The organism is Streptomyces sp. NPDC002994 (assembly GCF_040611155.1).
GTDB lineage: Bacteria > Actinomycetota > Actinomycetes > Streptomycetales > Streptomycetaceae > Streptomyces.
In genome coordinates, this window is record NZ_JBEXNQ010000018.1 from 127878 (window position 1) to 154834 (window position 26957).

Here is a 26957-nt window from a genome sequence, read left to right on the forward strand (position 1 = left end):
GCCTGGAGGGGACGATGGCCGAGTTCACGCTCGAACTCAACGACGACCAGAAGCAGGTCCGCGACTGGATCCACGGGTTCGCCGCCGATGTGATGCGCCCGGCCGCCGCCGAATGGGACGAGCGCGAGGAGACGCCCTGGCCTGTCATTCAGGAGGCGGCCAAGGTCGGCATCTACTCCCTCGACTTCTACGCGCAGCAGTTCTTCGACCCGACGGGCCTCGGCATCCCGATGGCGATGGAGGAGCTGTTCTGGGGCGACGCGGGCATCGCCCTGTCCATCGTCGGTACGGGCCTGGCCGCCGTCGGCGTCCTCGCCAACGGCACCGAGGAGCAGATCGGCACCTGGATCCCGCAGATGTACGGCGACCCCGACGACGTCAAGGTCGCCGCCTTCTGCTCCTCCGAGCCCGACGCCGGCTCCGACGTGTCGGCGATGCGCACCCGCGCCGTATACGACGAAGCCAAGGACGAGTGGGTGCTGAACGGCACCAAGACCTGGGCGACCAACGGCGGCATCGCCAACGTCCATGTCGTCGTCGCCCTCGTCGACCCCGAGCTCGGCTCCAAGGGCCACGCCTCCTTCATCGTCCCGCCGCGTACGCCCGGCCTCTCCCAGGGCCAGAAGTTCAAGAAGCACGGCATCCGCGCCTCGCACACCGCCGAGGTCGTCCTGGAGAACGTCCGCGTCCCCGGCCACTGCCTGCTCGGCGGAAAGGACAAGCTCGACGCGCGCCTCGCCCGCGCCCGCGAGCGCGCCGAGAAGGGCGGCGAGCGCGTGAAGAACGCCGCGATGGCCACCTTCGAGGCGTCACGCCCGGCCGTCGGCGCGATGGCGGTGGGCACCGCCCGCGCCGCGTACGAGGTCGCACTCGACTACGCCAAGACCCGCGAGCAGTTCGGCCGCCCGATCATCGACAACCAGGGCGTCGCCTTCCAGCTCGCCGACATGCGCACCCAGATCGACGCGGCGCGGCTGCTGGTCTGGCGGGCCTCCTGGATGGCGAGCGCGGGCAAGCCGTTCACCTCGGCCGAGGGCTCGATGTCCAAGCTGTTCGCCAGCGAGACGGCCAAGAAGGTCACCGCGCAGGCCGTGCAGATCCTCGGCGGCAACGGCTACACGCGCGAGTACCCGGTGGAGCGCATGCACCGCGACGCCGCGATCTACACGATCTTCGAGGGCACCAGTGAGATCCAGCGCCTGGTGATCGCCCGCACGCTGTCGGGCATGCCGATCCGCTAGCCCGTCGGCGTACGGCAGGCGCCGTCCCACCGCACACCGGGGGGACGGCGCCTTCGCGTGTACGTGCCGTCAGGCCGACGGGAGCTGTGCCTCGATCGCCGCCACGACCTCCGCCGCCTCCGGCTCCACGCGCGGGCGGAACCGGCCGACGACCTCGCCCTTCGAGCTCACCAGGAACTTCTCGAAGTTCCACTGGACGTCCCCGGCCTCGCCGGCCTCGTCCTTCGCCGAGGTCAGTTCGACGTACAGCGGGTGCCGGTGATCGCCGTTGACCTCGATCTTCTCCAGCAGCGGGAACGTCACGCCGTAGCTCGCCGAGCAGAAGGTGCTGATCTCCTCCGCGCTGCCCGGCTCCTGACCCGCGAACTGGTTGCACGGCACACCGAGCACCGTGAAGCCCCGGTCCGCGTACGTCTGCTGGAGCCGCTCCAGGCCGGCGTACTGCGGGGTCAGTCCGCACTTGGACGCGACGTTCACCACCAGCACCGCCTTGCCCTCGTAGGCCGCCAGGGTGGTCGGCTCACCGGTCAGCGTGCGCAGGGGGATGTCGAACAGGCTCATCGCCGTCTCCTATGGCTATGGGCGGCCGGTGCTCCCGGCCGTCGGTCACTGGTTCGTACTGTTTCAGACCACTCCCCGCTCAAGGGCACCGAGGTTCCGGCCGAGGACGCTTACACCACCGTGTGGTGGTGCACGCACCACTCCTGGGAAGGAATCGCGCCATGACCGGCCCCAGCACCCCCGTACTCCTCCACAACGGCCTGCTCATCGACGGCACCGGTGGCGAGCCGGTCGCGGACGGAGCGGTGCTCATCGAGGACGGGTTCATCCGCTGGGCGGGGCCGTCCGGGGAACTTCGCCTCCCCGCACTGCCCGCCCCGGCGCGGCGTATCGACGTACACGGGAACACCATCCTGCCCGGGTTCATCGACTGCCACGTGCACATGGCGGCGCCCGGCGGCGCGCTCAGCCACGCCGAGGTCGCCGCGATGCCCCCCTCGCTGCGGACGTTTCTCGCCGCGCCGCGCATGAAGCTCACCCTCGACGCGGGCGTCACCACCGCCCGCGACCTCGGCGGCGCGGACGCCGGCCACCGGGAGGCCGTCGAGTCGGGGCTGCTCGCCGGTCCGCGCCTGCTCGTCGCGGTCGCCATGCTCACCCCCACCGGTGGCCACGGCGACTTCCGGGCGGCCACCGACAACGGCGAGAACGACCCCGTCATGGGCCGCCTCGCCGACGGGCCCACCGAATGTCGCAGGGCCGTGCGCGAGGTGCTCCGCAAGGGCGCCGACTGCGTGAAGGTCGCGGCCACCGGCGGCGTGTGGAGTCCGACCGACCATCCGGACGACGACGGTTTCCTGGAGGACGAGATCCGTACGATCACCGAGATCGCGGCAGGCCACCGGGGCACGAAGGTGGCCGCGCACGCCCAGGGCCGCGGCGGCATTCTCAACGCCGTACGCGCCGGAGTCGCCAGCGTCGAACACGGCTACGCGATCGACGACGAGGCGATCGACCTGATGCTGGAGCGCGGCACGTTTCTCGTGCCGACGCTCACCACCGCGAACACCGACCCCGACCCGCAGAAGGTGGCGGCCTGGGCGTACGAGAAGAAGAAGCACTGGCAGGCCGTCGCCCGCCGGCACATCCCGCACGCCGTCGCGCGGGGCGTCCGCGTCGCCATGGGAACCGACTGCGGCATCGCGGAACACGGCACGAACCTGCGGGAGCTGGCGTACCTCGTCGACTGCGGGATGACGCCGATGGGCGCGATCCGTGCCGGGACGAGTGAGGCCGCCGAACTCCTCGGGCTGGCGGACGAGATCGGCACGCTGGAGGCAGGCAAGCGTGCCGACGTCGTCGTCGCACGGGGCAACCCGTTGACCGACATCGCCGCCCTCGGCACGCCCGCCAACATTCTGCTCGTCATGAAGGACGGCGTGACCTGCAAGGACCTCGGCAATCTCGCATGAGTCGGACCTCGCTCAGGCGGCCGCCCCCGCCAGGATCACCGAGCGCGACAGATGGCGCGGGCGGTCCGGGTTCAGGCCGCGACGGGCGGCGAGTTCCACGGCGAGGTGCTGGGCGCGGACCAGGGAGGCCACTGGGTCCAGTGCGTCGGCGGTGAACAGGGCGCCGGTGGCGGCCACTTCGTCCTCCAGGCCGGCCGGGGGCTCGCCGAAGGACCACACCAGGCTCGCTTCGTCGCTGATGCTGATCGGGCCGTGGCGGTACTCCATCGCGGCGTACGACTCGGTCCAGGCCCGCGCGGCCTCGCGCAGTTTCAGCGCGGCTTCGTCGGCGAGACCGGCCGTCCAGCCGCTGCCGAGGAAGGTGAACTGCGTACGCTCGCGCCAGGCGCGCGGCAGCGGCTCGACGACGGCGAGTTCCCCGTCCGTGACGGAGTGCGTGAGGTCGGTGCCGAGGCCGGCGCGCAGCAACTGGAGGGCGGTGGTGGCGAACCGGGTCTGGACGACGGAGCTCTCGTCGGCGAAGCCGAGGTCGATGACGGCGTCCGCGCGGCCGGCGACCCAGGAGCCCGCGACGCCGGTCAGGGCGAGGGTGGGGATGCGCCCGGCGACCTTGCCGAGCAGCGACAGCACCTCACTCGTCGTACCGGAGCGGCTGATCGCCACGATCCGGTCGTACGGGCGGCCGAGCGCCGCCTCGGAGGCCGGGAACGCGTCGGTCTCGCCGAGGCCGGCGGCCTCCCGCAGCGCGGCGTAGGCCCTGGCCATGTAATACGACGTACCGCAGCCGACGACCGCCACCCGCTCGCCGGGGTGTGGCAGCCGGTCGGCGGCGGAGACCGCCAGCTCCGCCGCCCTGGTCCAGCACTCCGGCTGGCTCGCGATTTCCGCGGTGACGTGTCGTGCGGCGGCGCTCATGGAGTCCCCTTTTCCTTTTTCCTTGGCTGTGGGGAGATGTTTTAGCCCCGTCCGCGCACCACTGCAATGAGCAATGAGCGAGCAATCATCGAAATTTTCCGTATCACTTCGGTGATTGCTTATTGATTGCGTGCTTCATCGGTCAGTAGACCTGCCGCTCAACAGACAACGAGGCACGGTGTTGAGGAGCAGGGCGATGAACAGACGGTGGATCCGGCGGACAGCGGCCATGTGCGCGGCCGGGGCGCTCACTCTCGGGCTGGGCGGGTGCGCGGGCGCGGCAGGTGGCGGCGGCGCCGCGGGCAGTGGCAAGGAGCTCACGTACTGGTCCATGTGGAAGGAGGGCGAGCCGCAGCAGAAGGCCCTGTCCGCCGCCATCGAGGACTTCACCGCCGAGACCGGCATCAAGGTCAAGGTGCAGTGGCAGGGGCGCGACGTACTGAAGAAGCTCCAGCCGACGCTCCGGGGCGTACCGGCCGCCGACCTCATCGACCGTAACCTTCCCCAGGTCAAGTCGATGATGGTGTCGACGAATTCGGCCGCTGATCTCTGGGACGTACTCAAGGAGCCGATCCCCGGCGAGAGCGGCAAGACAGTCGGTGACGTGGTGCCGGAGAAGTACCTCGAACTGGGCAAGGCCGACGGCAAGCAGGTCGTCCTGCCGTACGCCGTCGTCGCGGGCGGCCTCTGGTACGACGGGAAGTCCTTCCCCGCGCTCGGCCGCAAATCCCCGAAGAACTGGGACGCCTTCCGGGCGACGCTCGACGCCGAGAAGGAGGCGGGCCGCGCCCCGCTCGCCCTCGACGCCGACATCCCCGACTACAGCGCCTACTGGTACAGCAACTTCGTCGTGGCGGCGAAGGGTCCCGGCTCCTTCCACCGGGCCGCCGCCGACAAGACGGGCAAGCTCTGGAAGGAACCCGCCTACGTCAAGGCGGCGGAGCGTGTGTCGAGTCTCGCCAAGGGCGGGTACTTCGCCGACGGCTACGACGCCAGCAAGTTCCCCGCGATCCAGCAGAAGTGGGCGACGGGCAAGGCCGGTTTCCTCCTGATGGGCTCATGGATCGCGGGCGAGACCAAGCCGTACGCCAAGTCCGGCTTCGACTTCAAGATGCTGCCGTTCCCGACGGACGGGGCGCCCGGCGCCGGCACGCCCGTCGAGGCGACCACCTTCGGCTGGGTCGTCCCCAGCAAGGCGAAGCAGGGCGAGGCGGCCCGTAAGTTCGTCGCCTTCCTCTACAGCAAGCAGCAGATGCAGGCGTACGCCGACGAGGCGCAGGGCATCGTCGCCCGCGAGGACATCACGGTCGCCCCGGCCATGGCCGACGCCGCCAAGTCCCTGAAGGAGAACACCCCGTACCACACCTTCGACGGCGTCGACATGGACTTCGCCGAGTGGTGGACGAAGACCTTCCACCCGCTGCACACCAGGCTGGTGACCGGCAAGATCTCCGCGCAGGACTTCAGCGACCAGCTCGCCGCGCAGAGCGCCGACCACTGGAAGCGGACCGGCTGATGACCACTGTCGTCGCCGGCGACGGCACCCGCCCCACCGCCTCGGTCCGCCGCCGCCGCAAGGATGGCAAGGCTGCGGCGGACCGGGGCGCCGAGGGCCCGTTCGCCGCCCACCGCAAGCGCCTGTACCTCCCCTTCGTCCTCCCGGCCTTCCTCCTGTACGCCGCGTTCCTGCTCGCACCGGTCGTCGCCACCGCCTGGATCAGCCTGCACAAGTGGGCAGGAGCGGGGCCCATGGAGTGGGTGGGTGCGGACAACTACACCCGGATGTTCCAGGACCCGGCTTTCCGGACGTCCTTCGGCAACACGCTGCTGCTGCTCTTCGGCGGCGGAGCCGTCACCTTCCTGCTCAGCTTCGTCCTGACGATGCTGCTGCGCGATCTGGCGGGGCGGTCCACCGCCCGCTCGGTGATCTTCTTCCCCAACATCGTGCCGGCGCTGGTGATCTCGATCCTCTGGGGATTCCTCTTCCAGGCGGACGGCCTGCTCAATGAAGCCCTGCGCTCCATCGGCGTCGCGCACCCGCCGGCCTGGCTCGCCGAAGAGAACCAGTTCAAGATCATCATGCTGGGCATCATCTGGATGAGCACCGGCTACTACACCACGATCATCATGGCGGCCGTGGATCGGATCCCGCCGTACCTGTACGAGGACTGCGCCCTGGCCGGGGCAAACGCCTGGCAGCGGTTCGGGCACGTCACGCTGCCGCTGTCCTGGGACGTCATCGGGATCTGCGCGGTGCTGTGGACCATCAACGCGATGAAGACCTTCGAGTTCATCCTCGCCATGGCCGGGTCGACCAGCTCCATGCCGGCCACCGCCACCTGGACCGCGTCGCTGTACGCCTACACCTCGGTCTTCGCGCCGACCGGCGTCCCGCAGTACGGCATCGCCGCGGCCTCCGCGATCGTCACCCTCGCGCTCGTCGGCGTCCTGGTGGTGCTGATCCGCCGGATGATGCGGCGCGAAGCGCTCGAATTCTGAACGGGGAACACCGTGAGCTCTGCTTCAACTCTCCGCGCCGGGCGGGCCCAGCGCCTCTTCGGCGCCCCGCTGGTCTGGGCGTTCGTCGCCTTCAACGTCCTCGTACTGGTGTGGATCCTGGCCTCCTCGGTGAAGGAGACCCGGGAGATCATCGCCTCGCCCTGGTCGGTGCCGGGCGCGCCGCACTGGGAGAACTTCGAACGTGCCTGGAACGCGGGTAACTTCGGCCCAGCCACCCTCAACTCCCTCTTGCTGGTGGGCGGTACGGCGCTGGCTACCGCACTCCTGGCCGCCCCCGCCTCGTACGCCCTGAGCCGGCTCGGGGCGCGGAGCGCGGGCGCCGGCACCTCCCTCTTCGCCATCGGCCTCGGCATCCCGGCGCACGCCGTGTTCCTGCCGCTGTACCAGGTCATGGCGCCGCTGGGCCTGGTCAACAACCTCTGGGGGCTGTGGCTGCTCTACACCGCGACCTCGATGCCGTTCGCGGTCTTCTTCCTGACCGGATTCTTCCGGTCGCTGCCCGCCGAGCTGGAGGAAGCGGCGGCCCTGGACGGCGCCTCACCCTCGTACACCTTCTGGCGGATCATGCTGCCGCTGGCGCGCTCGGGGCTGATCACTCTGCTGCTGCTCAACGTCATCCAGCACTGGGGCGAGACGTTCTTCGCTCTCGTCTTCATCCAGGAGCAGGAACTCCAGACACTGCCGCTGGCGCTGCTCGGTTTCATGCAGCAGATGCAGTACAACGGGGCCGACTGGGGCGGTCTGTTCGCGGGCATCGCGGTGGTCGTGCTGCCGCTGGTGGCGCTCTACGTCTGGCTCGGCCGCCGCATCATCGAGGGCATGACGCTCGGATCCGGCAAGTAGCCGGCAATGGAAAGGCAAACCGCACTGTGTCACCGTCACCGTCATCTCGACTTACGGCTCTCATCGCCATGCGCCCGGACGTGGCCGCGCTCGCCCTCCCCGGCGGCGTACGGGCACGGCTGGCCGCCGGCTTCGACGTACCGGACCTGGTGGTCGACGACTTCGGGCGGCCGGAGGCGCGCAAAGCGCTGTCCCGCGCGGATGTGCTGATCTCGGGGTGGGGGTGCCCGCTGGTCGACGCGGGGGTGCTCGCGGACGCGCCGCGCCTGAGGGCCGTCATGCACGCGGCGGGCTCGGTCAAGCAGGTGCTCGCCCCCGAGGTCTGGGAGCGGGGCATCACCGTCTCGTCGGCGGCGCCCGCCAACGCGGGGCCGGTCGCCGACTACACGGTGGCGGCCATCCACCTCGCGGCCAAGCGGGCGTTCCGGACGGCGGGGGAGTACCGGGCGGGCCGCCCCCGAGACCTGACGGTGTCTCCGGCGACCGGATTCCTCGACCGTACGGTCGGGGTCGTCGGGGCGTCGAAGATCGGGCGGCTGGTGCTGGCGCGGCTGGCCGGTGCGGGGGTGCGGCTGCTGGTGCACGACCCGTACCTGGCGGCTGCGGAGGCGGCTGCGCTGGGCGGCGAACTGGTCGCTCTGGACGCCTTGCTGACGGCCTCGGACATCGTCACGCTGCACGCGCCGCTGCTGCCGGGGACCCGGCATCTGATCGACGCGCGGGCGCTCGCGCTGCTGCGTGATGGCGCGATTCTCATCAACACCGCGCGGGGCGGGCTCGTCGACACGGAGGCGTTGGCCGCGCACTGCGCGGACGGGCGTATCGACGCGGTACTGGACGTCACCGACCCGGAACCGCTGCCGCCGGGGCACGTGCTGCTGGGGCTGCCGAATGTCCTGGTCACGCCGCACATCGCCGGGGCGATGGGTACGGAGGTGCGGCTGCTGGGGGAGTTCGCGGTGGCGGAGGCGGAGCGGTTCGTGGCGGGTGAGCGGCTGCTGGGAGAGGTGCGGGCGCAGGACCTGCCCCGCATCGCCTGACGCCCGTCGGTGTTACTCCTGGCTCAGGCCCAACGCGGATTTCGTGTCGCGGCCGCCCCAGCTGTGCGGTGGGATGCGCCACAGGACGTGGACGCCGAAGACGTCGCGGACGGTGTTGGCCGAGCAGTCCTCGGCGGGCGGTTCGCAGAGAACCAGATAGAGGCCGTCGGCGGGGCTGGGCAGGGTGTGGTTGATCTCGAGGAGGCGGGTCGCTTGCGAGCGGAGGTCCGCGTACGTGGAGCGGCCGGCCGCCAAGACCTTGTAGACGAACAGGCCGCCGTCCGTGACGCAGCTGACGTCCACGACCTACCTAGGAGTCGCCGGCTGCGGGTCGGACCACAGGAGGGCGGACTTCAGCGCGCCACCTCCCCCGGCTCCTCGGGCCGGGCCTCGGACCACTTCTTCGCCAGTGGGCTGGTCCACAGCAGGACCACCGGTTGACGAGTCCTCCGTACGCCGCGGCCCGTGCCTGCGCGTCGATCCGGTTGGCGATGCTGTCCTTCTTCGCGCGCGGTGGTGCTCATGTGCATCCTCCCTGCGGCGCCCCCAGGACATCGCTACGGGCATGCGCCCGTACCAAAAACCAGTGCGGGGGTACGTTCGCCGGCCTCGGCGGGCAGATGCTCAGCCGTCCCCGCGCCCACCACACGACGCCCGTACCACCAGATTCGGCCGCAACTGCACCTGATGCAGCGGCGACGCGTCGCCGTCCGCCAGCCGGCGCAGCAGGATCTGCGCGGCCAGCCGACCCACTTGGAACTTCGGCGGGGACACCGCCGTCAGCGGGATCTCCGCCACGTCCGCGAACTCGTTGTCGTAGCTCACCATCGCCAGGTCCTCCGGTACGCGCAGCCCCGCCCGCCGCGCCGCCGACTGCACCAGCGCCGCCTCACGGTCCCCGAAGCACAGCGCCCCCGTAACCCCGGCGGCGACGAACCGCGCCACGGTCGCGTCGGCGCGCTCCGCGCCCCAGGCGTCCATCGGCGCACTGTCGTACGCCGGCTCGGGCAGCCCGAAGTCCGCGACGGCGCGGGCGAACCCCGTCCCGATGGGCGCGGCGGTCGGCGCGTCGACGCGGACGACGAGCCCCAGCCGCTCGTGCCCGAGGGCGCGCAGATGCCGTACCGCGTCGTACGCGCCACCCTCGTGGTCCGTGCACACGTGCTCCGTGGGATCGCCGGGCCCCGCCGCCGCGAGCCGCCGCTCCACCAGCACGGCCGGCACCGGCAGCCGCAGCAGCTCGTCCGTACGCCGGGCCGGATCGTCGGACGCGTGCAGCCCGGGCACCAGCAGCAGCCCGTGCACTCCCGCCGACAGCAGCTCGGTGATCGCCGCGTCCTCCGCCTTCGGGTCGTAGTGGGAACACGCCAGCACGAACTGGGCGCCGGCCTCGGCCAGGACCTCCTGGATGCCCTGGAGGACACGCGGGTAGTAGAGCGCGGTGTCCGGCACGAGTACGCCGACGATCCTGCGCCTGTCCGGTACGCGCGGCGGGCGGCCCAGCGCGAACGTGCCCGCGCCCTGCCGCCGCTCCACCAGGCCCTGGGCGACCAGGTCCTCGTACGCCCTGCGGACCGTGGTGACGGACAGGCCGGTCTCGGCGGCGAGCGCCCGCTCGGTGGGCAGCTTGCTGCCGGGGGGCCAGGTGCCGTCGTGGATGCCGCGCCGCAGATCGGCGGTGAGTTTGCGGAACTTGAGCTCTCGGGCCGACACGGTCCCCCCTGGGCACTCAATGAAAGGAGCAATCCGCGATTACCGGCGGAATGCTCCTTGAATCCTATCCTCGGAGCTCTCTGACGTCCGCAGGCAATTCAGAGCTCCCGCGGCCAGCTGCCGACCTGCCGCAGCAGTCCCACGAAGGCTCGTTCCGCCGGGGACAGCAGTCGGTCGCGGCGCTGTACGAGATTGATGGGGCGGGGCCGCGGCCTGGGGCTGACCGGAATCACGGCCAGCGTTCCGGCCCGTACGTCGTCGACGACCGCGTGTTCCGAGATCAGTGAGACCCCGAGGCCCGCCGCCACACACTGTTTGATCGCTTCGGGGCCCCAGATGTCACTGTGCGAGACGTCCGCGAGCCCCCAATCCGCCAGCACCTGCTCCTGGAGCTCACGGGTCTGCGAGCCGGGCTCGCGCAGCAGGAAGCGCGAACCCGCGAGATCCGACGGCTGTACGTCGCCGGTGCCCACCCGTGCGTGTGAAGGCGCGGCGATCAGCACCAGCCGCTCGTCCAGGACGGTCTCCATCACGAGCTGCGTCGCCGCCGGGGCGCCCGCGACCACCGCGATGCCGATGGCGCCGCCGAGCAGGCGCTCAAGCACCGCCTCGTTGTTGCCGACGAAGATGTCGCACTCGATGCCCGGATGCTGCTCCTGATAGCGGGCGACCAGTGACGGCAGCAGGTACGTCCCCACCGTGGTCGTGCCGCCCACCAGCAGTCGTCCCGACGCGAGACCGCTGACCTGCTGTACGGCGGCGACGGCCTCGTCGGCGAGGAGGAAGACCCGCTTCCCGTACTCGGCCAGGACCTCGCCCTCGGCGGTCGGCCGGATCCGGGCGCCCGAGCGGTCTATGAGCGTGACGCGCAGGGACTGTTCGAGCCGGCGCACCTGGTTGGAGACGGACGGCTGGCTCATGTAGAGCTTCTGCGCGGCCGCCGAGAAGCCGTGGTGCTCGACCACCTGCATGAAGATCCACAGTCGGTGGAGGTTGAGTTCCACGGGCCCCCTGACGTTGATCACCGGCGCGGTGAGCGGTGAGCCTAGCCGCGAAACGACCTGCTGGGGAGGGGCCGGGATGGCCTGAAATCGGCTATGGCCGTCATAGCAATCCCGTGGGTTCTGCGGCGGCCCCGCCCGGTGCTACCCATGGAGCACGACGCGGGAACCACCGCTTCGTTACTTCGACCTCAGGGGTGGATCCGTACATGAAGGTGCTCGAGGTGAACGGGCGCGGCTACGCCTGGCCCCAGCGGCCCGTCGTCGTGGTCTGTATCGACGGCAGCGAGGACGCCTATCACGAGCGGGCGATCGCGGACGGCCGGATGCCCTTCCTGGAGAAAATGCTGGAGCGCGGCAGCGACTTGCGGGCGGACTGCACCATGCCGTCCTTCACCAACCCCAACAACCTCTCCATCGCCACCGGCGCGCCGCCCGCCGTGCACGGCATCTGCGGCAACTACTTCTACGACACCGGGACCGGCACCGAGGTCATGATGAACGACCCGGCTCTGCTGCGCGTACCGACGCTGTTCGCGGAGTTCTCGCGGGCGGGAGCGAAGGTCGCGGTCATCACCGCGAAGGACAAGCTGCGCCGGCTGCTCGGCCGTGACCTGGTCGACGGGGTGGTGTTCTCCGCCGAGAAGGCCGACCAGGTGACGGACGAGGACAACGGCATCAGCAAGGTCCTCGAACGCGTCGGCATGGAACTGCCCTCCGTCTACAGCGCGGAGCTGAGCGAGCTGGTGATGGCCGCGGGCACCGACGTACTGGAAAAGGACCGTCCCGACCTGATGTATCTGTCGCTGACGGACTACATCCAGCACAAGCACGCGCCCGGGTCCCCCGTCGCGAACGACTTCTACGCCATGCTGGACGGCTACTTCGAGCAGATCGACGCCCTCGGCGCGGTCCTCGTCGTCACCGCCGACCACGGCATGAACGCCAAGAGCGACGCGGAGGGCGTGGCGCAGGTCGTCTTCCTCCAGGACGTCCTGGACGCGCGGCTCGGCGCGGCGGCGGCGCGGGTCATCCTGCCGATCACCGACCCGTACACCGTGCACCACGGCGCGCTCGGGTCGTACGCCACCGTGCACCTGCCGGCGGACGCCGACATCGCGGCCCTGGTGGGCGAAATCGCCGCGCTGGACGGCGTGGACACCGTCCTGACCCGCGAGGAGGCGTGTGAGCGCTTCGAACTCCCCGGGGACCGGATCGGCGACATCGTCGTCATCGCCGAGCGCAACACGGCGCTGGGCACCACCCCCGCCCGGCACGACATCTCCGGCTTCAAGGAGCCGTTGCGCTCGCACGGCGGGCTCACCGAGCAGAAGGTGCCGTTCCTGGTGAACACACCGACCGGGCCGCTTCCCGAGGGGCACCGGCTGCGCAACTTCGACGCCTACTGGGTGGGCAACGCCCTGGCGGCGGGCCGTTCGCTCACCGCCTGACGCCCTTCCCCCTTCCCCCCTTCCCCCTTGACCCGGCCCCGGCGCGCTGCTGAGGCGTGCGCCGGGGCCGAGCCACACCCGCGTACGACCGCTCAACTCGTACAACTCCCCAACCCTTCACGTACGTCGAGGACAGGACACCGCCATGGCCGACCTCGCACCACAGCAAGGACCAGAACCAAGAACCAAGATCACCACTCGCGAAGCGCTGGACCAGGTCTCACCGGTCCTGCGGTCCGCCCGCGCCGCGCGCTGGCGCCGGCAGATATTCGCGATCACCTGGCTCGCGTACGCGGGCTTCTACTTCGCACGGCAGGCCTTCTCCGTCGCCAAGCTCGGCATCCTGGAAGACCCCGCGGTGAACACGGTGCTCACCGAGCGCGCGCTCGGTGTCATCGACGCGGTCTACCTCGCCGCCTACGCCGCCGGCCAATTCCTGTGGGGCATGTGGGCCGACCGCTTCGGTCCGCGCGTCGTGGTGATCGGCGGCATGATCGGGGCGGTCGTCGCGGCCTGCGTGATGGGCGTGAGCAGTGCCCTGCTGGTGTTCGGCGGCGCGATGGTCCTCCAGGGGCTCTCGCAGTCGGCGGGCTGGGCGCCGCTGTGCAAGAACATGGGCAACTTCTTCACGGTGAAGGAGCGCGGCCGCGTCCTGGGGCTGTGGAGCACCAATTACGCGTTCGGAGGTCTCGCCGCCCCGCCGTTCCTCGGCTGGATCGCGTACGCGGTGTTCGACAGCTGGCGGGTCGCCTTCCTGGCCGGCGCGGCGAGCCTCGCCGTCGTCCTGGTGCTCTTCCTGCTCTTCCAGCGCGACTCGCCCAAGGACGCGGGCCTGGACGAGCACACCGACGACGCACCGGCTTCCACCGAGGCCCCGGCGGTCACCGGCCTCGCGCTCTACCGCGACACGCTGCGCGACCGCATGGTGCTCACACTCGGCCTCGCGTACTTCCTGCTCAAGCCCGCCCGGTACGCCATCCTCCTCTGGGGCCCGGTGATCGTAAGCCGCCGCCTCCCCGAGATCGACAAAGTCGGCGCCACGCTCATCCCGGTCGCCTTCGGCGTCGCGGGCGTACTCGCTCCCGTCCTCGTCGGCTGGCTTTCCGACCGGGTCTTCCAGTCCCGCCGCGTGCCGGCCTGCGTCATCGCGCTCGGTGTACTGACGGGCGCGCTCGCGCTGTTCATGCCGCTCACGGCGGCCGGCAGCGCCCAGGTGATGATCGCCGTCCTCGCGGTGATCGGCCTCTCCGTGTACGCCGCCGACGCGATGATCTCCTGCGTCGCCGCGGTCGACTTCGGCTCCGCCAAGGGCGCGGGCACCGCCGCCGGTCTGGTCAACGGCTGCGGCTCGGTCGGCGCGATCCTGGGCGGACTGCTGCCGGGCTTCCTGTCGGGCGAGGCGCTGTTCACCGGCTTCGCCGGGGCCGCGCTGCTGGCGGGCCTGCTGATGCTGCCGCACTGGAACAGGCTTCCCCGTACCGCGTAACGGTACGTAACGGTACGTCCCGTGCCGCGCCTTCACCTTCCCGCTGTACGCCCTGAGAGGGGACCGGACCCCATGACGACCATGACGACCGTCAACCGAGCCGACACCGCCGTGGTCGGCGGAGGCATCGTCGGCCTCGCCCACGCGCTCGCCGCCGCCAAGCGGGGCGACCGTGTCGTCCTGTTCGAGCGCGACGACTTCGCCGTCGGCGCCTCCATCCGCAACTTCGGCATGATCTGGTCGATCGGCCAGCAGCGCGGCGCGATCTACGAGCGGGCGCTGCGCAGCCGCGAGATCTGGCTGGAGATCGCGGCCAAGACGGGCCTGTGGGCTGCCCAGAGCGGCTCGTTGCACCTCGCCCACCATCCCGACGAGGTCGCGGTCCTGGAGGAGTTCCTCGCGATCACGCCGCCGGCTCGGGAGCGCGGTGCCCGGATGATCACGGCGCGGGAGACGCTGGAGCGCAGCACCACGGCGCGCGCCGACGGGCTGCTCGCCGCGATGTGGAGCCCGACCGAGCTGAACGTGGACCCGCGCCGCGCGATACCGGCGGTCGCGGCGCACCTGGCCGCCGAGTACGGCGTCGACATACGGTTCGGCACGACCGTACGCGGCATCAACCTGCCCGGCGTGTCGACCACGGCGGGCGACTGGGAGGTCGGCCGCGTCTTCGTGTGCAGCGGCAACGACTTCGAGACCCTCTACCCCGAGGTCTTCGCCTCGCAGCGGCACCTGATGCGCTGCAAGCTCCAGATGCTGCGCACGGGCCCGCAGCCGGACGGCTGGCAGCTCGGCCCGATGCTGTGCGGCGGTCTGACGCTGCTGCACTACGCGGCGTTCGACGACTGCGAGTCGAAGGAGCGGCTGGCGGCGCGGATGGCTGACCAGATGCCTTTCCACCGCGAGAACGGCATCCACGTCCTCCTGTCCCAGACCGCGGACGGCCGGCTGACCATCGGCGACAGCCATGCGTACGCGAAGACGCTCGACCCGTTCGAGAGCGAGGAGATCAACCGGGCGATCGTCGACTACCTCGGTACGTTCGCCCAGTTGCCGAATCCGGAGATCACGGAGCGGTGGGCCGGCTATTACCCGTCGCTGCGGGACGGCCGTACCGACCTGATCGCGGAGCCCGAGCCGGGCGTCACGGTGGTCAATGGAGTGGGCGGCGCCGGGATGACGCTTTCCTTCGGCCTGGCGGAGGAGGTAATCGCAGGCCGCTGACCCGGCACGGGGGCGGGGGCGGGGCGCCTGCGGCGGGCCTTTTCCCCACCCCGCCCCTTCCCGCTGTGACACTTTGCGGCTCCGCCGCGTGGGGGCGCTGCCCCAGACCCCGCTCCTCAAACGCCGGAGGGGCTGAATAGTGCCGCGTTGCGGCAACCATCCAGCCCGTCCGGGGCCTGGGGCTTGCCCCAGTTTCGGGAAGGGGCGGGGTGGGGGAAAAGCCCTACGCCAGCCGCATAGGCACCGGCACAGGGACCGGATCCTCCCCGAACACCCACGGCGCCAGCACCACAAGCCAGCCGTCCGGGTCGGCGAAAAGCACCGCGCCCCGCTCCGGCCAGTACGGATTCGCCGCCTTCACCGGCTCATGCCCCCGCTCCCGCATCCGCCGCACCGCCGCGTCCACCGCAGCCGCGCCCCGCAGGTACAGCACGAGCTGGTTCTCGGGATGCGGCTCCGGAACTCGCGGTGGCGAACCGTGCTGCGTGATCTCCATGTGCACCGGACTGCCCGGCAGCCCGAACAGCAACCCGTCGTACCCAGCATGCCCCTCATGCCCCCGCCACTGCCCGAGGACCGGCAGCCCCAAGTCGTCACGGTAGAAGGCAAGGACGTCGTCGTAACGCGCGGTGGGCCGTGCGAATCGCACGGCCCCCACGTCGAGATGCCGAGGCCAAGAGGAAGAAGTCATGGCCTCAGCATGCCCCTCAGTAACTGATGCACGCCGAGCGCCACTCCGTGTAGAAGTCCCACACCTGCGGCGAGCACTCCGGCGGTCCGTACTGCGACGCCTTCGACCCGACATGCGGCAGATGCGCGTACGCCCCGACACCCGGCCGGTTCACATGCAGCATCCCCGCCTCGAAGCGGTCGATCGCCTCGAACGCCCGCGACTGCGAGGCAGTGAAAATCGTCCCCGACATCCCGTACTTCACCGAATTGGCTATCGACATCGCCTCGTCGAACCCCTCCGCGTCGACCACCGCCAGCACCGGCCCGAACACCTCCTCCTGGGCCAGCTCGCTGTCCCACGGCACATCGCGGATGACAGTCGGCCGTACGTAACACCCTTCCGCCAGATCCTCCCGCTCCTCCCGTCCGCCCCCGCACAGCACCTTGCCGCCGTCCCGCTGCGCCCCCGCGATCGCCGCCAGAGCCGCGTCCATGCGCGCGGTGTTGACGACCGGGCAGATCCGCGACGCGGGATCGTCCCCGGGCCCGACCCGCAGGTCCGCGACCCGTTCGACGAGTCGTTCCAGGAACTCATCCCGCACCCGCACATCCACCACCGCCCGGCTCGTCGCCGAACACCGCTGCCCCGCCTGCCCGAACGCGCCGTGCACGACCGCGTCCACCGCCTTGCCGAGATCGGCGTCGTCGCACACGATCAGCGCGTTCTTGCCGCCGAGTTCGAGCTGCGTACGGAGCAGCCGGTGCGCCCCGCCCGCGTGGATGGCGGTGCCGACCGGCAGCGAACCGGTGAAACTGATGCCCGCCACCTCCGCGTTGGCCACCAGTGCCTCACCCGCCGCCACATCGCCCTGCACCAGATTCAGCACCCCGTCGGGCACGCCCGCCTGCTGGAAGATCTCGACCAGCAGCGCCGAGGTGAGCGGTGTCAGGGGCGACGGCTTCAGCACCGCCGTACACCCGGAGAGCAGCGCGGGTGCGACCTTCCACAGGGGTATGGCCAGCGGGAAGTTCCACGGCGCCACGAGACCCACGACCCCGATCGGCTTCCTGAAGGTGTACGCGAAGGTACGTTCCTCCTCCGCCGGAGCCGTCACCCCGCCCAGCAGCCGCGCCTGCCCCGCCGTGAAGTCGACGACGGCCCGCGCCCTGCTCACCTCGCCGCGCGCCTCGCTCAGCAGCTTGCCCTGCTCGCGCGTGATGACGGCGGCGACCTCCTCGGCGCGCTCGCCGAGGAGGCGACTGGCGCCGGCCAGATACGCCGCCCGCTTGACCGGCCCGAGCCCGCGCCAGGCGGGAAGTGCGGCCGAGGCCGCTTCGACCGCGTGGTCCACGTCGACCCCGCCGGATTCGGCGAACTCACCGATGACGTCGGCGAAGTCGGCCGGATTGATGTTCTCGCGGAGCTGTCCCGATTCCGCCGGGATCCACTGTCCGTCGATGAAGTTGAGCCGAAGGTGCTTTGCCATGCCCTCCCCTTCACTGGACGCGCTGGACTCACCGGCACCCGATGGGAGGCCGGACCTGGCCAGGCTCGCGCAGGAGGAGGGCTCGTCACAATGCGCGATTCACGAATGCGCCCCATAGCAGGGCCCTATCCGCGTCAGGACGGCGGCAGCCGGCGGAACAGCCCCTCCTGCACCACCGACACCAGCAAGTTGCCCGCACGGTCGTAGATCCGGCCGCGCGCCAGCCCCCGTGCTCCCGTCGCGATGGGGGACTCCTGGTCGTACAGGAACCACTCGTCCGCCCGGAACGGCCGGTGGAACCACATCGCGTGGTCCAGCGACGCGATGTCGAAATTGCGCGGGCCCCAGAGGGGTTCGACCGGGATACGGACCGCATCCAGCAGCGTCATGTCGGACGCGTACGCCAGCGCGCACGTGTGTACGAGCTGGTCGTCGCCCAGCGGTCCGACCGCCCGCATCCACACCGCGCTGCGCGGGTCCGCCGCCTTGATCTCCTGGGCGGTCCAGCGCAGCCGGTCGACGTACCGGATGTCGAAGGGCTGGCGGCGGGCCATCCGCTCCAGCGCCTCCGGCAGCTCCCCGAGGTGTTCGCGGATCTCGTCCACCACCGTCGGCAGCGAATCCGGGTCCGGGAAGGAGAGGCGCGGCGGCAGCTGGTGCTCGAAGGCGGCCTCCTCCGGCTGGTGGAAGGAAGCGGTCAGGTTGAAGATCGTCCGGCCCTGCTGGACCGCCGTGACCCGCCGGGTGGTGAAGGAACGCCCGTCCCGCACCCGCTCCACCTGGTAGACGATCGGCACGCCGGGGCGGCCGGGCCGCAGGAAGTACGCGTGCAGCGAGTGCACGGGCCGCTCACCCTCGGTCGTACGTCCCGCCGCGACTAGGGCCTGGCCCGCGACCTGCCCGCCGAAGACCCGTTGCAGGGACTCCTGCGGGCTGCGGCCGCGGAAGATGTTGACCTCGATCTGCTCCAGGTCGAGCAGATCGACGAGCCGTTCGGCGGGGTTCGTCGTCACGGGTGCTTCTCCTCTTCTACAGCTGGCCTACCGAGGTGACGCGGACGACCGCCCGGCCCTCCTCGTCCGAGGCGGCGAGGTCGACCTCCGCGCTGATACCCCAGTCATGGTCGTCGTTCGGGTCGGCGAAGATCTGGCGGACGCGCCACAGTCCGTGCTCGGCGTCCTCCTCGATCATCAGGAGCTTCGGACCGCGGGCGTCGGGCCCGGTGCCCAGGTCGTCGTACTCGTCCCAGTACGCGTCCATGGCCTCGCCCCACTTGTCCTCGTCCCAGCCGGACTCGCCGTCCAGCTCGCCCAGCTCCCGGACGTTGTCCAGGGCGGCCAGCTCGACGCGGCGGAACATGGCGTTGCGTACGAGCACCCGGAACGCCCGCGCGTTCGCCGTGACGGGCTTGACCTGGTCGGCGCGCTCCTGCGCCTGCTCGGCCGTCTCCACCTCGGGGTTGGCCAGCTGCTCCCACTCGTCGAGGAGGCTGGAGTCGACCTGGCGGACCAGCTCACCGAGCCAGGCGATCAGGTCCTCCAGGTCCTCGGACTTGATGTCGGTCGGGATAGTGTGCTCAAGGGCCTTGTACGCGCCCGCCAGGTAGCGCAGCACGATGCCCTCGGTGCGGGCGAGCTCGTAGTGCGAGGTGAACTCGGCGAACGTCATGGCCCGCTCGTACATGTCACGCACCACGGACTTCGGCGACACCGGGTGGTCGCCGACCCACGGGTGGCTCTTGCGGTACACGTTGTACCCGTGCCACAGCAGCTCCTCCAGCGGCTTCGGGTACGTGATCTCCTGGAGCCGCTCCATGCGCTCCTCGTACTCGACGCGGTCCGCCTTCATTTGGCCGACCGCCTCGCCGCGCGCCTTGTTCTGCTGGGCGGCGAGGATCTGGCGGGGGTCGTCGAGGGTCGACTCGACGACGGACACCATGTCCAGGGCGTACGAGGGGGAATCCGGGTCCAGCAGCTCGTACGCGGCCAGCGCGAAGGTCGACAGCGGCTGGTTGAGTGCGAAGTCATGCTGGAGATCGACGGTCAGGCGTACGGAACGGCCGTCGGCGTCCGGGGTCTCCAGCATCTCCACCACGCCGCCGTCGAGCAGCGAGCGGAAGATGGCGATCGCCCGGCGGATGTGCCGCAGCTGCGCCTTGCGCGGCTCGTGGTTGTCCTCCAGGAGGTGGCGCATGGCGGCGAAGGGATTGCCGGGGCGGGCGATGACCGACAGCAGCATGGTGTGCGTGACGCGGAAGCGGGAGGTCAGCGGCTCGGGGTCGGAGCCGATGAGCTTGTCGAAGGTCGTCTCCGACCAGGCCACGAAGCCCTCGGGGGCCTTCTTGCGGACCACCTTGCGGCGCTTCTTCGGGTCGTCGCCCGCCTTGGCGAGCGCCTTCTCGTTCTCGACGACATGCTCGGGCGCCTGCGCGACGACGAAGCCCGCCGTGTCGAAGCCGGCCCGGCCGGCGCGGCCCGCGATCTGGTGGAACTCCCGGGCGCGGAGGGTGCGTACGCGGGTGCCGTCGTACTTGGTGAGGGCCGTGAAGAGGACCGTACGGATCGGGACATTGACGCCGACGCCGAGCGTGTCCGTACCGCAGATGACCTTCAGCAGGCCTGCCTGCGCGAGCTTTTCGACGAGCCTGCGGTACTTGGGCAGCATGCCCGCGTGGTGGACGCCGATCCCGTGCCGCACGAACCGCGAGAGGTTCTGGCCGAACTTCGTGGTGAAGCGGAAGCTGCCGATCAGCTCGGCGATCCGGTCCTTCTCCTCGCGCGAGCACATGTTGATGCTCATCAGCGACTGCGCCCGCTCGACGGCCGCCGCCTGCGTGAAGTGCACGATGTAGACCGGCGCCTGCTTGGTATCGAGCAGCTCGGTCAGGGTCTCGGTGATGGGTGTCAGGCGGTACTCGTAGGAGAGGGGGACCGGGCGGGTCGCGGAGCGCACGACGGATGTCGGGCGGCCCGTGCGGCGGGTCAGGTCCTTCTCGAACATCGAGACGTCGCCGAGCGTCGCGGACATGAGGATGAACTGCGCCTGCGGCAGTTCCAGGAGCGGGATCTGCCAGGCCCAGCCGCGGTCCGGCTCGGCGTAGAAGTGGAACTCGTCCATCACGACCTGGCCGATGTCGGCGTGCTTGCCGTCGCGCAGCGCGATGGAGGCCAGTACCTCCGCCGTGCAGGCGATGACCGGGGCGTCGGCGTTGACGGACGCGTCGCCCGTCAGCATGCCGACGTTCTCCGTACCGAAGAGCTTGCACAGGTCGAAGAACTTCTCCGAGACCAGCGCCTTGATCGGCGCGGTGTAGAAGGTCACCTTGTCCTGGGCCAGGGCGGTGAAGTGCGCACCGGCCGCCACCAGGCTCTTGCCGGAGCCGGTGGGGGTGGACAAGATCACATTCGCGCCCGAGACCACCTCGATCAGCGCCTCCTCCTGAGCGGGATAGAGACTGATGCCCTGGCCCTCGGCCCATGAGGAGAAAGCCTCGAAAAGGGCATCGGGGTCGGCGGTCGGGGGCATCTGATCGATAAGGGTCACGCCCCCATCTTGCCTGGCTTCCCCCCTGAACAGGGAACCGGTCGGTCGCACGAAGATCACGAGCGATACGCTGCCGTGTCAACTGGGCCACACCACAAGAGCAAACGGGGCGGGGAACGACCATGATGGGACCGGCGCACTCACTGTCAGGAGCAGCGGCCTGGCTGGGGGTGGGGGCGGCGGCAGCCGCGGCCGGACATCCGATGCCGTGGCCCGTGATCGTCGTCGGCGCCCTGATCTGCGCGGGCGCGGCCCTCGCTCCCGACCTCGACCACAAGTCCGCGACCATCTCGCGCGCCTTCGGACCGGTGTCCAAGGGCATGTGCGAGATCGTCGACAAGCTGTCGTATGCCGTCTACAAGGCGACAAAAAAGCCCTCCGACCCGCGCAGGACCGGCGGCCACCGCACCCTCACCCACACCTGGCTGTGGGCGGTCATGATCGGCGCCGGTGCGTCGGCCCTGGCGTACACCGGCGGACGCTGGGCGGTCCTCGCGCTCCTCTTCATCCACCTGGTGCTGGCGGTGGAAGGCCTGCTGTGGCGGGCCGCCAGGATGTCCAGCGACATCCTGGTGTGGCTGCTCGGCGCGACGAGCGCGTGGATTCTGGCGGGCGTACTGGACAAACCGGGCAACGGCGCCGACTGGCTGTTCACCGGCGACGGCCAGGAGTACCTGTGGCTCGGCCTGCCGATCGTGCTCGGTGCGCTGGTGCACGACATCGGTGACGCGCTCACCGTCTCCGGCTGCCCGATCCTGTGGCCGATCCCGGTCGGCCGCAAGCGCTGGTACCCGATCGGCCCGCCGAAGGCGCTGCGGTTCCGCGCGGGCAGCTGGGTGGAGCTGAAGGTGCTCATGCCGGTGTTCATGCTGCTCGGGGGAGTGGGCGGCGCGGCGGCGATGAACTTCATATGACGCGTTCCGTTCGGGTGAATCCTGACGCGGACCCGCTGCCGCGCGGGCCAAGATCCAGTTCTTGAGATCATGGAATCCCCGAAGTTGACGCGTCGTCAATTCAGTGCCCGTACCGGCGCGGTGGCTACGGCCGCCGCCGTCACCACCGTCGCCGGGGCGGCTGCTCCCGCAGAGGCGGCCGCCGCCGCGCCCGCCGCGCCCCGCTCCACCGCCGACTGGCAGACGTGCCTCACCGTCGCCCGCGCCCTGCTGGTGGTCGATGAGGACAACAAACCCCTCGTCCCCAGGTACGAGAAGATCCTTCTCCGTGACGGGCTCCCGAGGGCCGGCGCCGCGCGGAAGAAGGTGCTGGTCATCGGCGCGGGACCGGCCGGGATGGTCGCCGCGTCGCTGCTCAAGCGAGCCGGTCACCGGGTCACCGTCGTGGAGGCCAACGGAAACCGCGCGGGTGGCCGCATCAAGACCTTCCGTACCGGCGGCCACGAGAACGCCAAGCAGCCGTTCGCCGATCCGAAGCAGTACGCCGAGGCGGGCGCCATGCGCATCCCCGGCAGCCACCCCCTGGTCATCGGGCTGATCGACCATCTCGGCATCGAACGCCGGCCCTTCTACTACATCGACACCGACCCCGACGGTAAGCCGGTGTACCGCACATGGATCCGCGTCAACGGGATCAGGGCCCGGCGCGGCGACTACGCGAAGAACCCGCAGGCGATCAACCGGTCCTTCGGCGTGCCGCGCGAGTACGTGAATGTCCCCGCCTCCGAGATCGTCCGCCGCGCCCTCGACCCGGTCCGCGACGAGTACAGCACCCGCCGGCCCGACGGCACCCGCGTCAACAAGCCGATGCCCCAGCTGGTCGAAGGCTGGGCCCGGATCGTCCAGCGCTTCGGCGACTGGTCGATGTACCGCTTCCTCACCGAGCACGCGAAGCTCGACACGCGGACGATCGACCTCATCGGCACGCTGGAGAACATGACGTCCCGGCTCCCGCTGTCCTTCATGCACAGCTTCATGGGCGCGTCCCTGATCAGCCCCGGCACCAAGTTCTACGAGCTGACCGGCGGCACCGCGGTCCTCGCGGACGCCCTCCTCGACGACGTACGCGACGAAGTGCGCTTCGACCGGCGCGTCACCCGCATCGAAACCCGCGACGCGGGCGCCCCGGGGCCGCGCGTGCGGCTGCACACCGTTTCCGAGGGGCGCGACGGCGAAGTGGTGCGCGAGCAGTTCTCCGGCGACACCGCCATCGTCACCATCCCCTTCTCCGGCCTGCGGCACGTCCAGGTCTCGCCCCAGCTCTCGTACGGCAAGCGCCGGGCCGTCTGCGAGGTGCACTACGACAGTGCCACCAAGGTCCTGCTCGAATTCAGCCGCCGGTGGTGGGAGCTGAGCGAGGACGACTGGCGGCGCGAGCTGAACGCCATGGACCCCGGCCTGTACGACGCCTACCGCAAGGGCCGGGTCGCGAACGACGGACGGCTGCTCGGAGCCCACCCCTCCGTGCCGCCCGGGCACCTCTCCGAGGCACAGCGCACGCACTACGCGGCACACTGCTGGGTCTCCCGCGACCAGCCCGAGGCGGCGGAGGTCATCGGCGGCGGGTCGGTGACCGACAACCCGAACCGCTTCATGTTCAACCCGTCCCACCCCGTGCCGGGCAGCGACGGAGGCGTCGTACTGGCCTCGTACAGCTGGGCGGACGACGCCCGGCGCTGGGACTCCTACGACGACGAGGCCCGGTACGCGCTGGCGCTGCGCGGCATGCAGGAGGTGTACGGGCAGCGGCTGGAGGTCTTCTTCACCGGCGTCGGCCGCACGCAAAGCTGGCAGCGCGACCCGTACGCCTACGGGGAGGCGTCCGTACTCCTGCCCGGCCAGCACACCGAAATCTTCCCGGACATGGGCACCCGCGAAGGCCCGCTGCACTTCGCCGGGTGTCACACCTCGCTCAAGCCCGCCTGGATCGAAGGGGCGCTGGAGTCCGCGGTCCGGGCGGCGCTGGAGGTACACGGCAGCCGCTGACAGCGTCGTGCCGCGGGAGCGGTCCGGGCGGCCGTCGCCGTCCGGACCGTCCCCGCGGGGGTGATGTGGACCTGTTCGCGGAGAGTTAACGGCGTTGTAAATTCCCGAGTTGCTGTCCAGTACCTCTTCCAGGACACAATGGTGGCGATCTTCGATACGACGTCACGGGGAGGGGAAACAGTGCTGCGGATCACCGCGGCCGCCAAGGCGCTGCTGCTGGCGGTATTCGCTCTGCTCTCCCTCACGGTGGCGACCGGCCACGCCGTGGCGAAGCCTTCTGCTGACGGTCCCGCGGCCGTTGCCGAACCCGGGACGGCGCCGCCGGTGGCCGCGCAGGGTTCCTGTTCGCCCCCCGACTCCGATTCCACGGCCCACCACGGTCAGGTCCGCCGGGCGCAGCGGCCGGAGACCGGCGCCCCGCAGACGGCCGTCCATGCGGTCTGCGCCCTGTCCTCCCCGCCCGTGGAGCTCCCGCGGCACGCCCTTCCCGCCGACGGCGGCGCGGCGTACTGCCACGCGCCGTCGAGATCCGGGGACTTCCCCGTCGCCCTCCAGGTTTTCCGCTGCTGATGACGCGGCCCGTACGGACCGATTCCCGTACGTACTGATCCGTCACATCCCGGCACTGTCATCGCTCCTGGAGGCGACCCCCCCATGCAGACCTTCATCGACCATGCCCGCTCCCTGGGCGAACGGATAGCGGCGCGCGACGAGCAGCGCGAGTGGTTCGGGCGGCTGGCGGCAGGCCAGTCACCGCAGGCGCTCTTCATCACCTGCTCCGACTCCCGCGTCATTCCTTCCCTGATCACCGGCGCGCGCCCCGGCGAGCTTTTCGAGCTGCGTACGGCGGGCAACGCGGTGCCCGGCTACCGCCCGGACCGGCCGAGCGGTGAGGCCGCGACCATCGAGTACGCGGTGAGTGTGCTGCGGGTCCCCGACATCGTGGTGTGCGGGCACTCCCACTGCGGGGCCATCGGCGCGCGGGTGCGCGGTGAGGACCTCGGCGCCGTACCGGCGGTCGAGGGCTGGCTGAACAGCCAGCTGCCGGACGACTTGGCGGAACTCCACGCGGACGCCGACACGGAGGTGGCGGCGGCCGTCCAGCGCAACGTCCGCGAGCAGGTGGAGCGGCTGCGCGCCTACCCCTGCGTGGCAGAGCGGCTGGCCGCCGGACAACTGCGGCTGCACGGCTGGTTCTACGCCGTGGACACGGGACTGGTCCTGGCGCACCAGCCTGCCGCCGACGCGTTCCTCCCGCTGTGAGCGCCGGTGTGAACACCGTCATCAAGGCCGTTGCGAAGCGCTTCGGGGGACGGCGCGGTCCGGGTGACCTCCGTGCCGACTTCACCGCCTCGCTCGTCGTCTTCCTGGTGGCGGTGCCGCTGTGCGTGGGCGTGGCCGTCGCCTCCGGCGTACCCGCCGAACTGGGCCTGGTCACCGGGATCGTGGGCGGACTCGTCACCGGACTGCTGCCCGGCAGCTCACTCCAGGTCAGCGGCCCGGCGGCCGGGATGACCGTGCTCGTGTACGAGGCCGTGCAGGAGTACGGGATCGGCGCACTCGGCGCGATCGTGCTGGGCGCCGGAGTGCTGCAGCTCGCGATGGGCGCCTTTCGGCTGGGCCGCTGGTTCCGGGCGATCTCGATCGCGGTGGTGCAGGGCATGCTCGCCGGTATCGGCCTGGTGCTGATCGCCGGCCAGTTGTACGCCCTGGCCGACGCCGGGGCGCCCGCCGGAGGCCTCGCGAAGATCGGCGGCCTGCCGGGGCTGGCGGCCGACACCTTTGGCTCGGGACCGGCCCTGGCCGCGCTGGGCATCGGGGTCGGCACGGTGGCGGTGCTGGTGCTGTGGCCGAGGATTCCCGCGGCGGCGCGCGTGCTGCCCGCCCCGCTCGCGGCGGTCGCCCTCGCGACCGTGGCGGCGGTAGTTTTCGACCCGCCGGTCGCGCGGGTCGAGGTGAAGGGGCTGCTCGACGCCGTACAGCCGCCGGGCGTCTCCGACTTGGCACAGCTCGCCGAGGTCGGTCTGCTGGGCACGGTGGTCGCCTTCACCCTGATCGCGTCGGCCGAGAGCCTGTTCAGCGCGGCCGCGGTGGACCGGCTGCACGACGGCCCGAGGACCGACTACGACAAGGAACTCGTCGCCCAGGGCGCGGGCAACGCGGTGTGCGGAATGCTCGGCGCGCTGCCGATGACGGCGGTGATCGTACGCAGCTCCGCCAACTTGCAGGCGGGGGCGCGCACCAAGGCCTCCCGCGTGCTGCACGGGGTATGGCTGCTCGTCTTCGCCGCGGCGTTCCCGGCGGCGCTCGGCGTGATTCCGGTGGCGGCGCTGGCCGGTGTGCTGGTGCACGCGGGCTGGAAGCTGATCCCGGTGAAGGAACTCGTCCCGTTGTGGCGCGAACACCGCGGTGAGGCGGTGGTGCTCGGCACTACGGCGCTCGCGATCGTGGTGACCAACATGTTCGAAGGGGTACTGATCGGCCTGCTGCTGGCGGTCGCGAAGTCGGCGTGGGAGATCTCGCACGTCCATGTGGAGGTCTCTGGCGGCGACGAGGACGAGCAGGGCCCGGTACGCGTCCGTGTCCTCGGCAACGCGACCTTCCTGCGGCTCCCGAAGCTCCTCGACGAACTGGAGGCGCTGCCCCGCGACCGGCCGATCGAGCTCGACCTCTCGGGCCTGCGCCACGTGGATCACGCTTGCGGCGCGGCCCTGACGGCATGGGCGGAGCGCCACAACGAAGCGGGGGTGAAGCCAGTACACGTCGCGGCCTGACCGACGCGCAGCGGCGCCGGCGTCCACCGCGCTTACGCGCCCCGCCCCGCACGGGGCAGTCCATGTGGGGCGGGGCGGACATCCCGCCGTGCGACGAGGGCGCCCACGGAGGGCGCCTCTGGGGTGGCGGTCCAC

The 26957-nt window shown here is 70.6% G+C and carries 24 protein-coding genes; 14 read left to right on the forward strand and 10 right to left on the reverse strand.

Annotation, left to right across the window (positions count from 1 at the left end; translation table 11 throughout):
- Positions 1 to 14: 14 nt before the first annotated feature.
- On the forward strand, positions 15 to 1241 hold the full coding sequence (locus ABZX79_RS24290; RefSeq protein WP_355261388.1) for an acyl-CoA dehydrogenase family protein: 1227 nt from the start codon (positions 15 to 17) through the stop codon (positions 1239 to 1241).
- Between the two features lie 69 nt (positions 1242 to 1310).
- On the opposite strand, the gene ABZX79_RS24295 is transcribed toward ABZX79_RS24290, so the two are convergent.
- Positions 1311 to 1802 carry a glutathione peroxidase gene (locus ABZX79_RS24295; protein WP_355261391.1) on the reverse strand — a complete coding sequence of 164 codons (492 nt, stop codon included), beginning with the start codon at positions 1800 to 1802 and terminating at the stop codon, positions 1311 to 1313.
- A gap of 161 nt (positions 1803 to 1963) precedes the next feature.
- Between ABZX79_RS24295 and ABZX79_RS24300 the strand changes: the two genes are divergently transcribed.
- Positions 1964 to 3214 carry an amidohydrolase family protein gene (locus ABZX79_RS24300; protein WP_355261394.1) on the forward strand — a complete coding sequence of 417 codons (1251 nt, stop codon included), beginning with the start codon at positions 1964 to 1966 and terminating at the stop codon, positions 3212 to 3214.
- 12 nt (positions 3215 to 3226) lie between these two features.
- On the opposite strand, the gene ABZX79_RS24305 is transcribed toward ABZX79_RS24300, so the two are convergent.
- Entirely contained in the window at positions 3227 to 4129 is a 903-nt protein-coding gene (locus ABZX79_RS24305; RefSeq protein ID WP_355261397.1) for an SIS domain-containing protein, read from the reverse strand.
- Positions 4130 to 4325: 196 nt separating this feature from the next.
- On the opposite strand from ABZX79_RS24305, the gene ABZX79_RS24310 reads away from it, so the two are divergent.
- The 4 genes from ABZX79_RS24310 to ABZX79_RS24325 all read left to right on the forward strand — a co-directional run bounded on the left by ABZX79_RS24310 (position 4326) and on the right by ABZX79_RS24325 (position 8532).
- Complete coding sequence (locus tag ABZX79_RS24310) at positions 4326 to 5645, forward strand: extracellular solute-binding protein (RefSeq protein ID WP_355261400.1); 1320 nt, start codon at positions 4326 to 4328, stop codon at positions 5643 to 5645.
- Positions 5645 to 6628 (forward strand): sugar ABC transporter permease, encoded by a 984-nt coding sequence (locus ABZX79_RS24315; RefSeq protein ID WP_355261403.1) that lies wholly within the window; start codon positions 5645 to 5647, stop codon positions 6626 to 6628. Before ABZX79_RS24310 ends, ABZX79_RS24315 begins: the two co-directional genes overlap by 1 nt.
- A 12-nt stretch (positions 6629 to 6640) precedes the next feature.
- The gene (locus tag ABZX79_RS24320) at positions 6641 to 7492 is read left to right on the forward strand and encodes a carbohydrate ABC transporter permease (RefSeq protein ID WP_355261406.1); all 852 of its coding nucleotides are present in this window, start codon (positions 6641 to 6643) and stop codon (positions 7490 to 7492) included.
- A gap of 68 nt (positions 7493 to 7560) precedes the next feature.
- Complete coding sequence (locus tag ABZX79_RS24325; RefSeq protein ID WP_355261409.1) at positions 7561 to 8532, forward strand: hydroxyacid dehydrogenase; 972 nt, start codon at positions 7561 to 7563, stop codon at positions 8530 to 8532.
- A gap of 12 nt (positions 8533 to 8544) precedes the next feature.
- On the opposite strand, the gene ABZX79_RS24330 is transcribed toward ABZX79_RS24325, so the two are convergent.
- The 4 genes from ABZX79_RS24330 to ABZX79_RS24345 form a co-directional block, all read right to left on the reverse strand.
- Positions 8545 to 8835 (reverse strand): hypothetical protein, encoded by a 291-nt coding sequence (locus tag ABZX79_RS24330; RefSeq protein ID WP_355261412.1) that lies wholly within the window; start codon positions 8833 to 8835, stop codon positions 8545 to 8547.
- Between the two features lie 50 nt (positions 8836 to 8885).
- Positions 8886 to 9056: a hypothetical protein gene (locus ABZX79_RS24335; protein ID WP_355261415.1), complete on the reverse strand. Its 171-nt coding sequence runs from the start codon at positions 9054 to 9056 to the stop codon at positions 8886 to 8888.
- A gap of 100 nt (positions 9057 to 9156) precedes the next feature.
- The gene (locus ABZX79_RS24340) at positions 9157 to 10245 is read right to left on the reverse strand and encodes a GntR family transcriptional regulator (protein WP_355261418.1); all 1089 of its coding nucleotides are present in this window, start codon (positions 10243 to 10245) and stop codon (positions 9157 to 9159) included.
- A gap of 98 nt (positions 10246 to 10343) precedes the next feature.
- Complete coding sequence (locus tag ABZX79_RS24345) at positions 10344 to 11249, reverse strand: LysR family transcriptional regulator (RefSeq protein WP_355261421.1); 906 nt, start codon at positions 11247 to 11249, stop codon at positions 10344 to 10346.
- 206 nt (positions 11250 to 11455) lie between these two features.
- Between ABZX79_RS24345 and phnA the strand changes: the two genes are divergently transcribed.
- From phnA to ABZX79_RS24360, 3 genes are all read left to right on the forward strand, one after another.
- Complete coding sequence (phnA, locus tag ABZX79_RS24350) at positions 11456 to 12697, forward strand: phosphonoacetate hydrolase (RefSeq protein WP_355261424.1); 1242 nt, start codon at positions 11456 to 11458, stop codon at positions 12695 to 12697.
- Between the two features lie 145 nt (positions 12698 to 12842).
- Positions 12843 to 14183, forward strand: coding sequence for an MFS transporter (locus ABZX79_RS24355; protein ID WP_355261427.1), 1341 nt, complete (start codon positions 12843 to 12845; stop codon positions 14181 to 14183).
- Between the two features lie 72 nt (positions 14184 to 14255).
- On the forward strand, positions 14256 to 15407 hold the full coding sequence (locus ABZX79_RS24360) for a TIGR03364 family FAD-dependent oxidoreductase (protein WP_355261430.1): 1152 nt from the start codon (positions 14256 to 14258) through the stop codon (positions 15405 to 15407).
- A 223-nt stretch (positions 15408 to 15630) separates the two neighbouring features.
- On the opposite strand, the gene ABZX79_RS24365 is transcribed toward ABZX79_RS24360, so the two are convergent.
- The 4 genes from ABZX79_RS24365 to ABZX79_RS24380 form a co-directional block, all read right to left on the reverse strand.
- Positions 15631 to 16098: a VOC family protein gene (locus ABZX79_RS24365; protein WP_355261433.1), complete on the reverse strand. Its 468-nt coding sequence runs from the start codon at positions 16096 to 16098 to the stop codon at positions 15631 to 15633.
- Between the two features lie 16 nt (positions 16099 to 16114).
- Entirely contained in the window at positions 16115 to 17566 is a 1452-nt protein-coding gene (locus ABZX79_RS24370) for an aldehyde dehydrogenase family protein (protein ID WP_355261436.1), read from the reverse strand.
- Positions 17567 to 17700: 134 nt separating this feature from the next.
- Entirely contained in the window at positions 17701 to 18579 is an 879-nt protein-coding gene (locus tag ABZX79_RS24375; RefSeq protein ID WP_355261439.1) for an acyl-CoA thioesterase II, read from the reverse strand.
- Positions 18580 to 18595: 16 nt separating this feature from the next.
- Positions 18596 to 21109: a DUF3516 domain-containing protein gene (locus ABZX79_RS24380; RefSeq protein WP_355261441.1), complete on the reverse strand. Its 2514-nt coding sequence runs from the start codon at positions 21107 to 21109 to the stop codon at positions 18596 to 18598.
- A gap of 122 nt (positions 21110 to 21231) precedes the next feature.
- Between ABZX79_RS24380 and ABZX79_RS24385 the strand changes: the two genes are divergently transcribed.
- The 5 genes from ABZX79_RS24385 to ABZX79_RS24405 all read left to right on the forward strand — a co-directional run bounded on the left by ABZX79_RS24385 (position 21232) and on the right by ABZX79_RS24405 (position 26822).
- Positions 21232 to 22023 (forward strand): metal-dependent hydrolase, encoded by a 792-nt coding sequence (locus tag ABZX79_RS24385; RefSeq protein WP_355261444.1) that lies wholly within the window; start codon positions 21232 to 21234, stop codon positions 22021 to 22023.
- 69 nt (positions 22024 to 22092) lie between these two features.
- On the forward strand, positions 22093 to 24048 hold the full coding sequence (locus ABZX79_RS24390; RefSeq protein WP_355261447.1) for an FAD-dependent oxidoreductase: 1956 nt from the start codon (positions 22093 to 22095) through the stop codon (positions 24046 to 24048).
- A 180-nt stretch (positions 24049 to 24228) separates the two neighbouring features.
- Positions 24229 to 24618, forward strand: a complete 390-nt coding sequence (locus tag ABZX79_RS24395) for a hypothetical protein (protein ID WP_355261450.1) — start codon at positions 24229 to 24231, stop codon at positions 24616 to 24618.
- Positions 24619 to 24702: 84 nt separating this feature from the next.
- The gene (locus ABZX79_RS24400) at positions 24703 to 25311 is read left to right on the forward strand and encodes a carbonic anhydrase (protein WP_355261453.1); all 609 of its coding nucleotides are present in this window, start codon (positions 24703 to 24705) and stop codon (positions 25309 to 25311) included.
- 20 nt (positions 25312 to 25331) lie between these two features.
- The gene (locus ABZX79_RS24405; RefSeq protein WP_355261549.1) at positions 25332 to 26822 is read left to right on the forward strand and encodes a SulP family inorganic anion transporter; all 1491 of its coding nucleotides are present in this window, start codon (positions 25332 to 25334) and stop codon (positions 26820 to 26822) included.
- The last annotated feature ends 135 nt before the right edge of the window (positions 26823 to 26957 follow it).

Excerpts from the sequence above, each read along its gene's own strand:
- ABZX79_RS24385 (WP_355261444.1), top strand. The coding sequence starts at position 21,232 with ATGATGGGACCGGCGCACTCACTGTCAGGAGCAGCGGCCTGGCTGGGG.
- ABZX79_RS24335 (WP_355261415.1), bottom strand. The coding sequence starts at position 9,056 with ATGAGCACCACCGCGCGCGAAGAAGGACAGCATCGCCAACCGGATCGA.
- ABZX79_RS24360 (WP_355261430.1), top strand. The coding sequence starts at position 14,256 with ATGACGACCATGACGACCGTCAACCGAGCCGACACCGCCGTGGTCGGC.
- ABZX79_RS24290 (WP_355261388.1), top strand. The coding sequence starts at position 15 with ATGGCCGAGTTCACGCTCGAACTCAACGACGACCAGAAGCAGGTCCGC.
- ABZX79_RS24370 (WP_355261436.1), bottom strand. The coding sequence starts at position 17,566 with ATGGCAAAGCACCTTCGGCTCAACTTCATCGACGGACAGTGGATCCCG.
- ABZX79_RS24325 (WP_355261409.1), top strand. The coding sequence starts at position 7,561 with ATGCGCCCGGACGTGGCCGCGCTCGCCCTCCCCGGCGGCGTACGGGCA.
- ABZX79_RS24315 (WP_355261403.1), top strand. The coding sequence starts at position 5,645 with ATGACCACTGTCGTCGCCGGCGACGGCACCCGCCCCACCGCCTCGGTC.
- ABZX79_RS24310 (WP_355261400.1), top strand. The coding sequence starts at position 4,326 with ATGAACAGACGGTGGATCCGGCGGACAGCGGCCATGTGCGCGGCCGGG.
- ABZX79_RS24355 (WP_355261427.1), top strand. The coding sequence starts at position 12,843 with ATGGCCGACCTCGCACCACAGCAAGGACCAGAACCAAGAACCAAGATC.
- phnA (WP_355261424.1), top strand. The coding sequence starts at position 11,456 with ATGAAGGTGCTCGAGGTGAACGGGCGCGGCTACGCCTGGCCCCAGCGG.
- ABZX79_RS24305 (WP_355261397.1), bottom strand. The coding sequence starts at position 4,129 with ATGAGCGCCGCCGCACGACACGTCACCGCGGAAATCGCGAGCCAGCCG.
- ABZX79_RS24390 (WP_355261447.1), top strand. The coding sequence starts at position 22,093 with ATGGAATCCCCGAAGTTGACGCGTCGTCAATTCAGTGCCCGTACCGGC.
- ABZX79_RS24400 (WP_355261453.1), top strand. The coding sequence starts at position 24,703 with ATGCAGACCTTCATCGACCATGCCCGCTCCCTGGGCGAACGGATAGCG.
- ABZX79_RS24300 (WP_355261394.1), top strand. The coding sequence starts at position 1,964 with ATGACCGGCCCCAGCACCCCCGTACTCCTCCACAACGGCCTGCTCATC.
- ABZX79_RS24295 (WP_355261391.1), bottom strand. The coding sequence starts at position 1,802 with ATGAGCCTGTTCGACATCCCCCTGCGCACGCTGACCGGTGAGCCGACC.
- ABZX79_RS24365 (WP_355261433.1), bottom strand. The coding sequence starts at position 16,098 with ATGACTTCTTCCTCTTGGCCTCGGCATCTCGACGTGGGGGCCGTGCGA.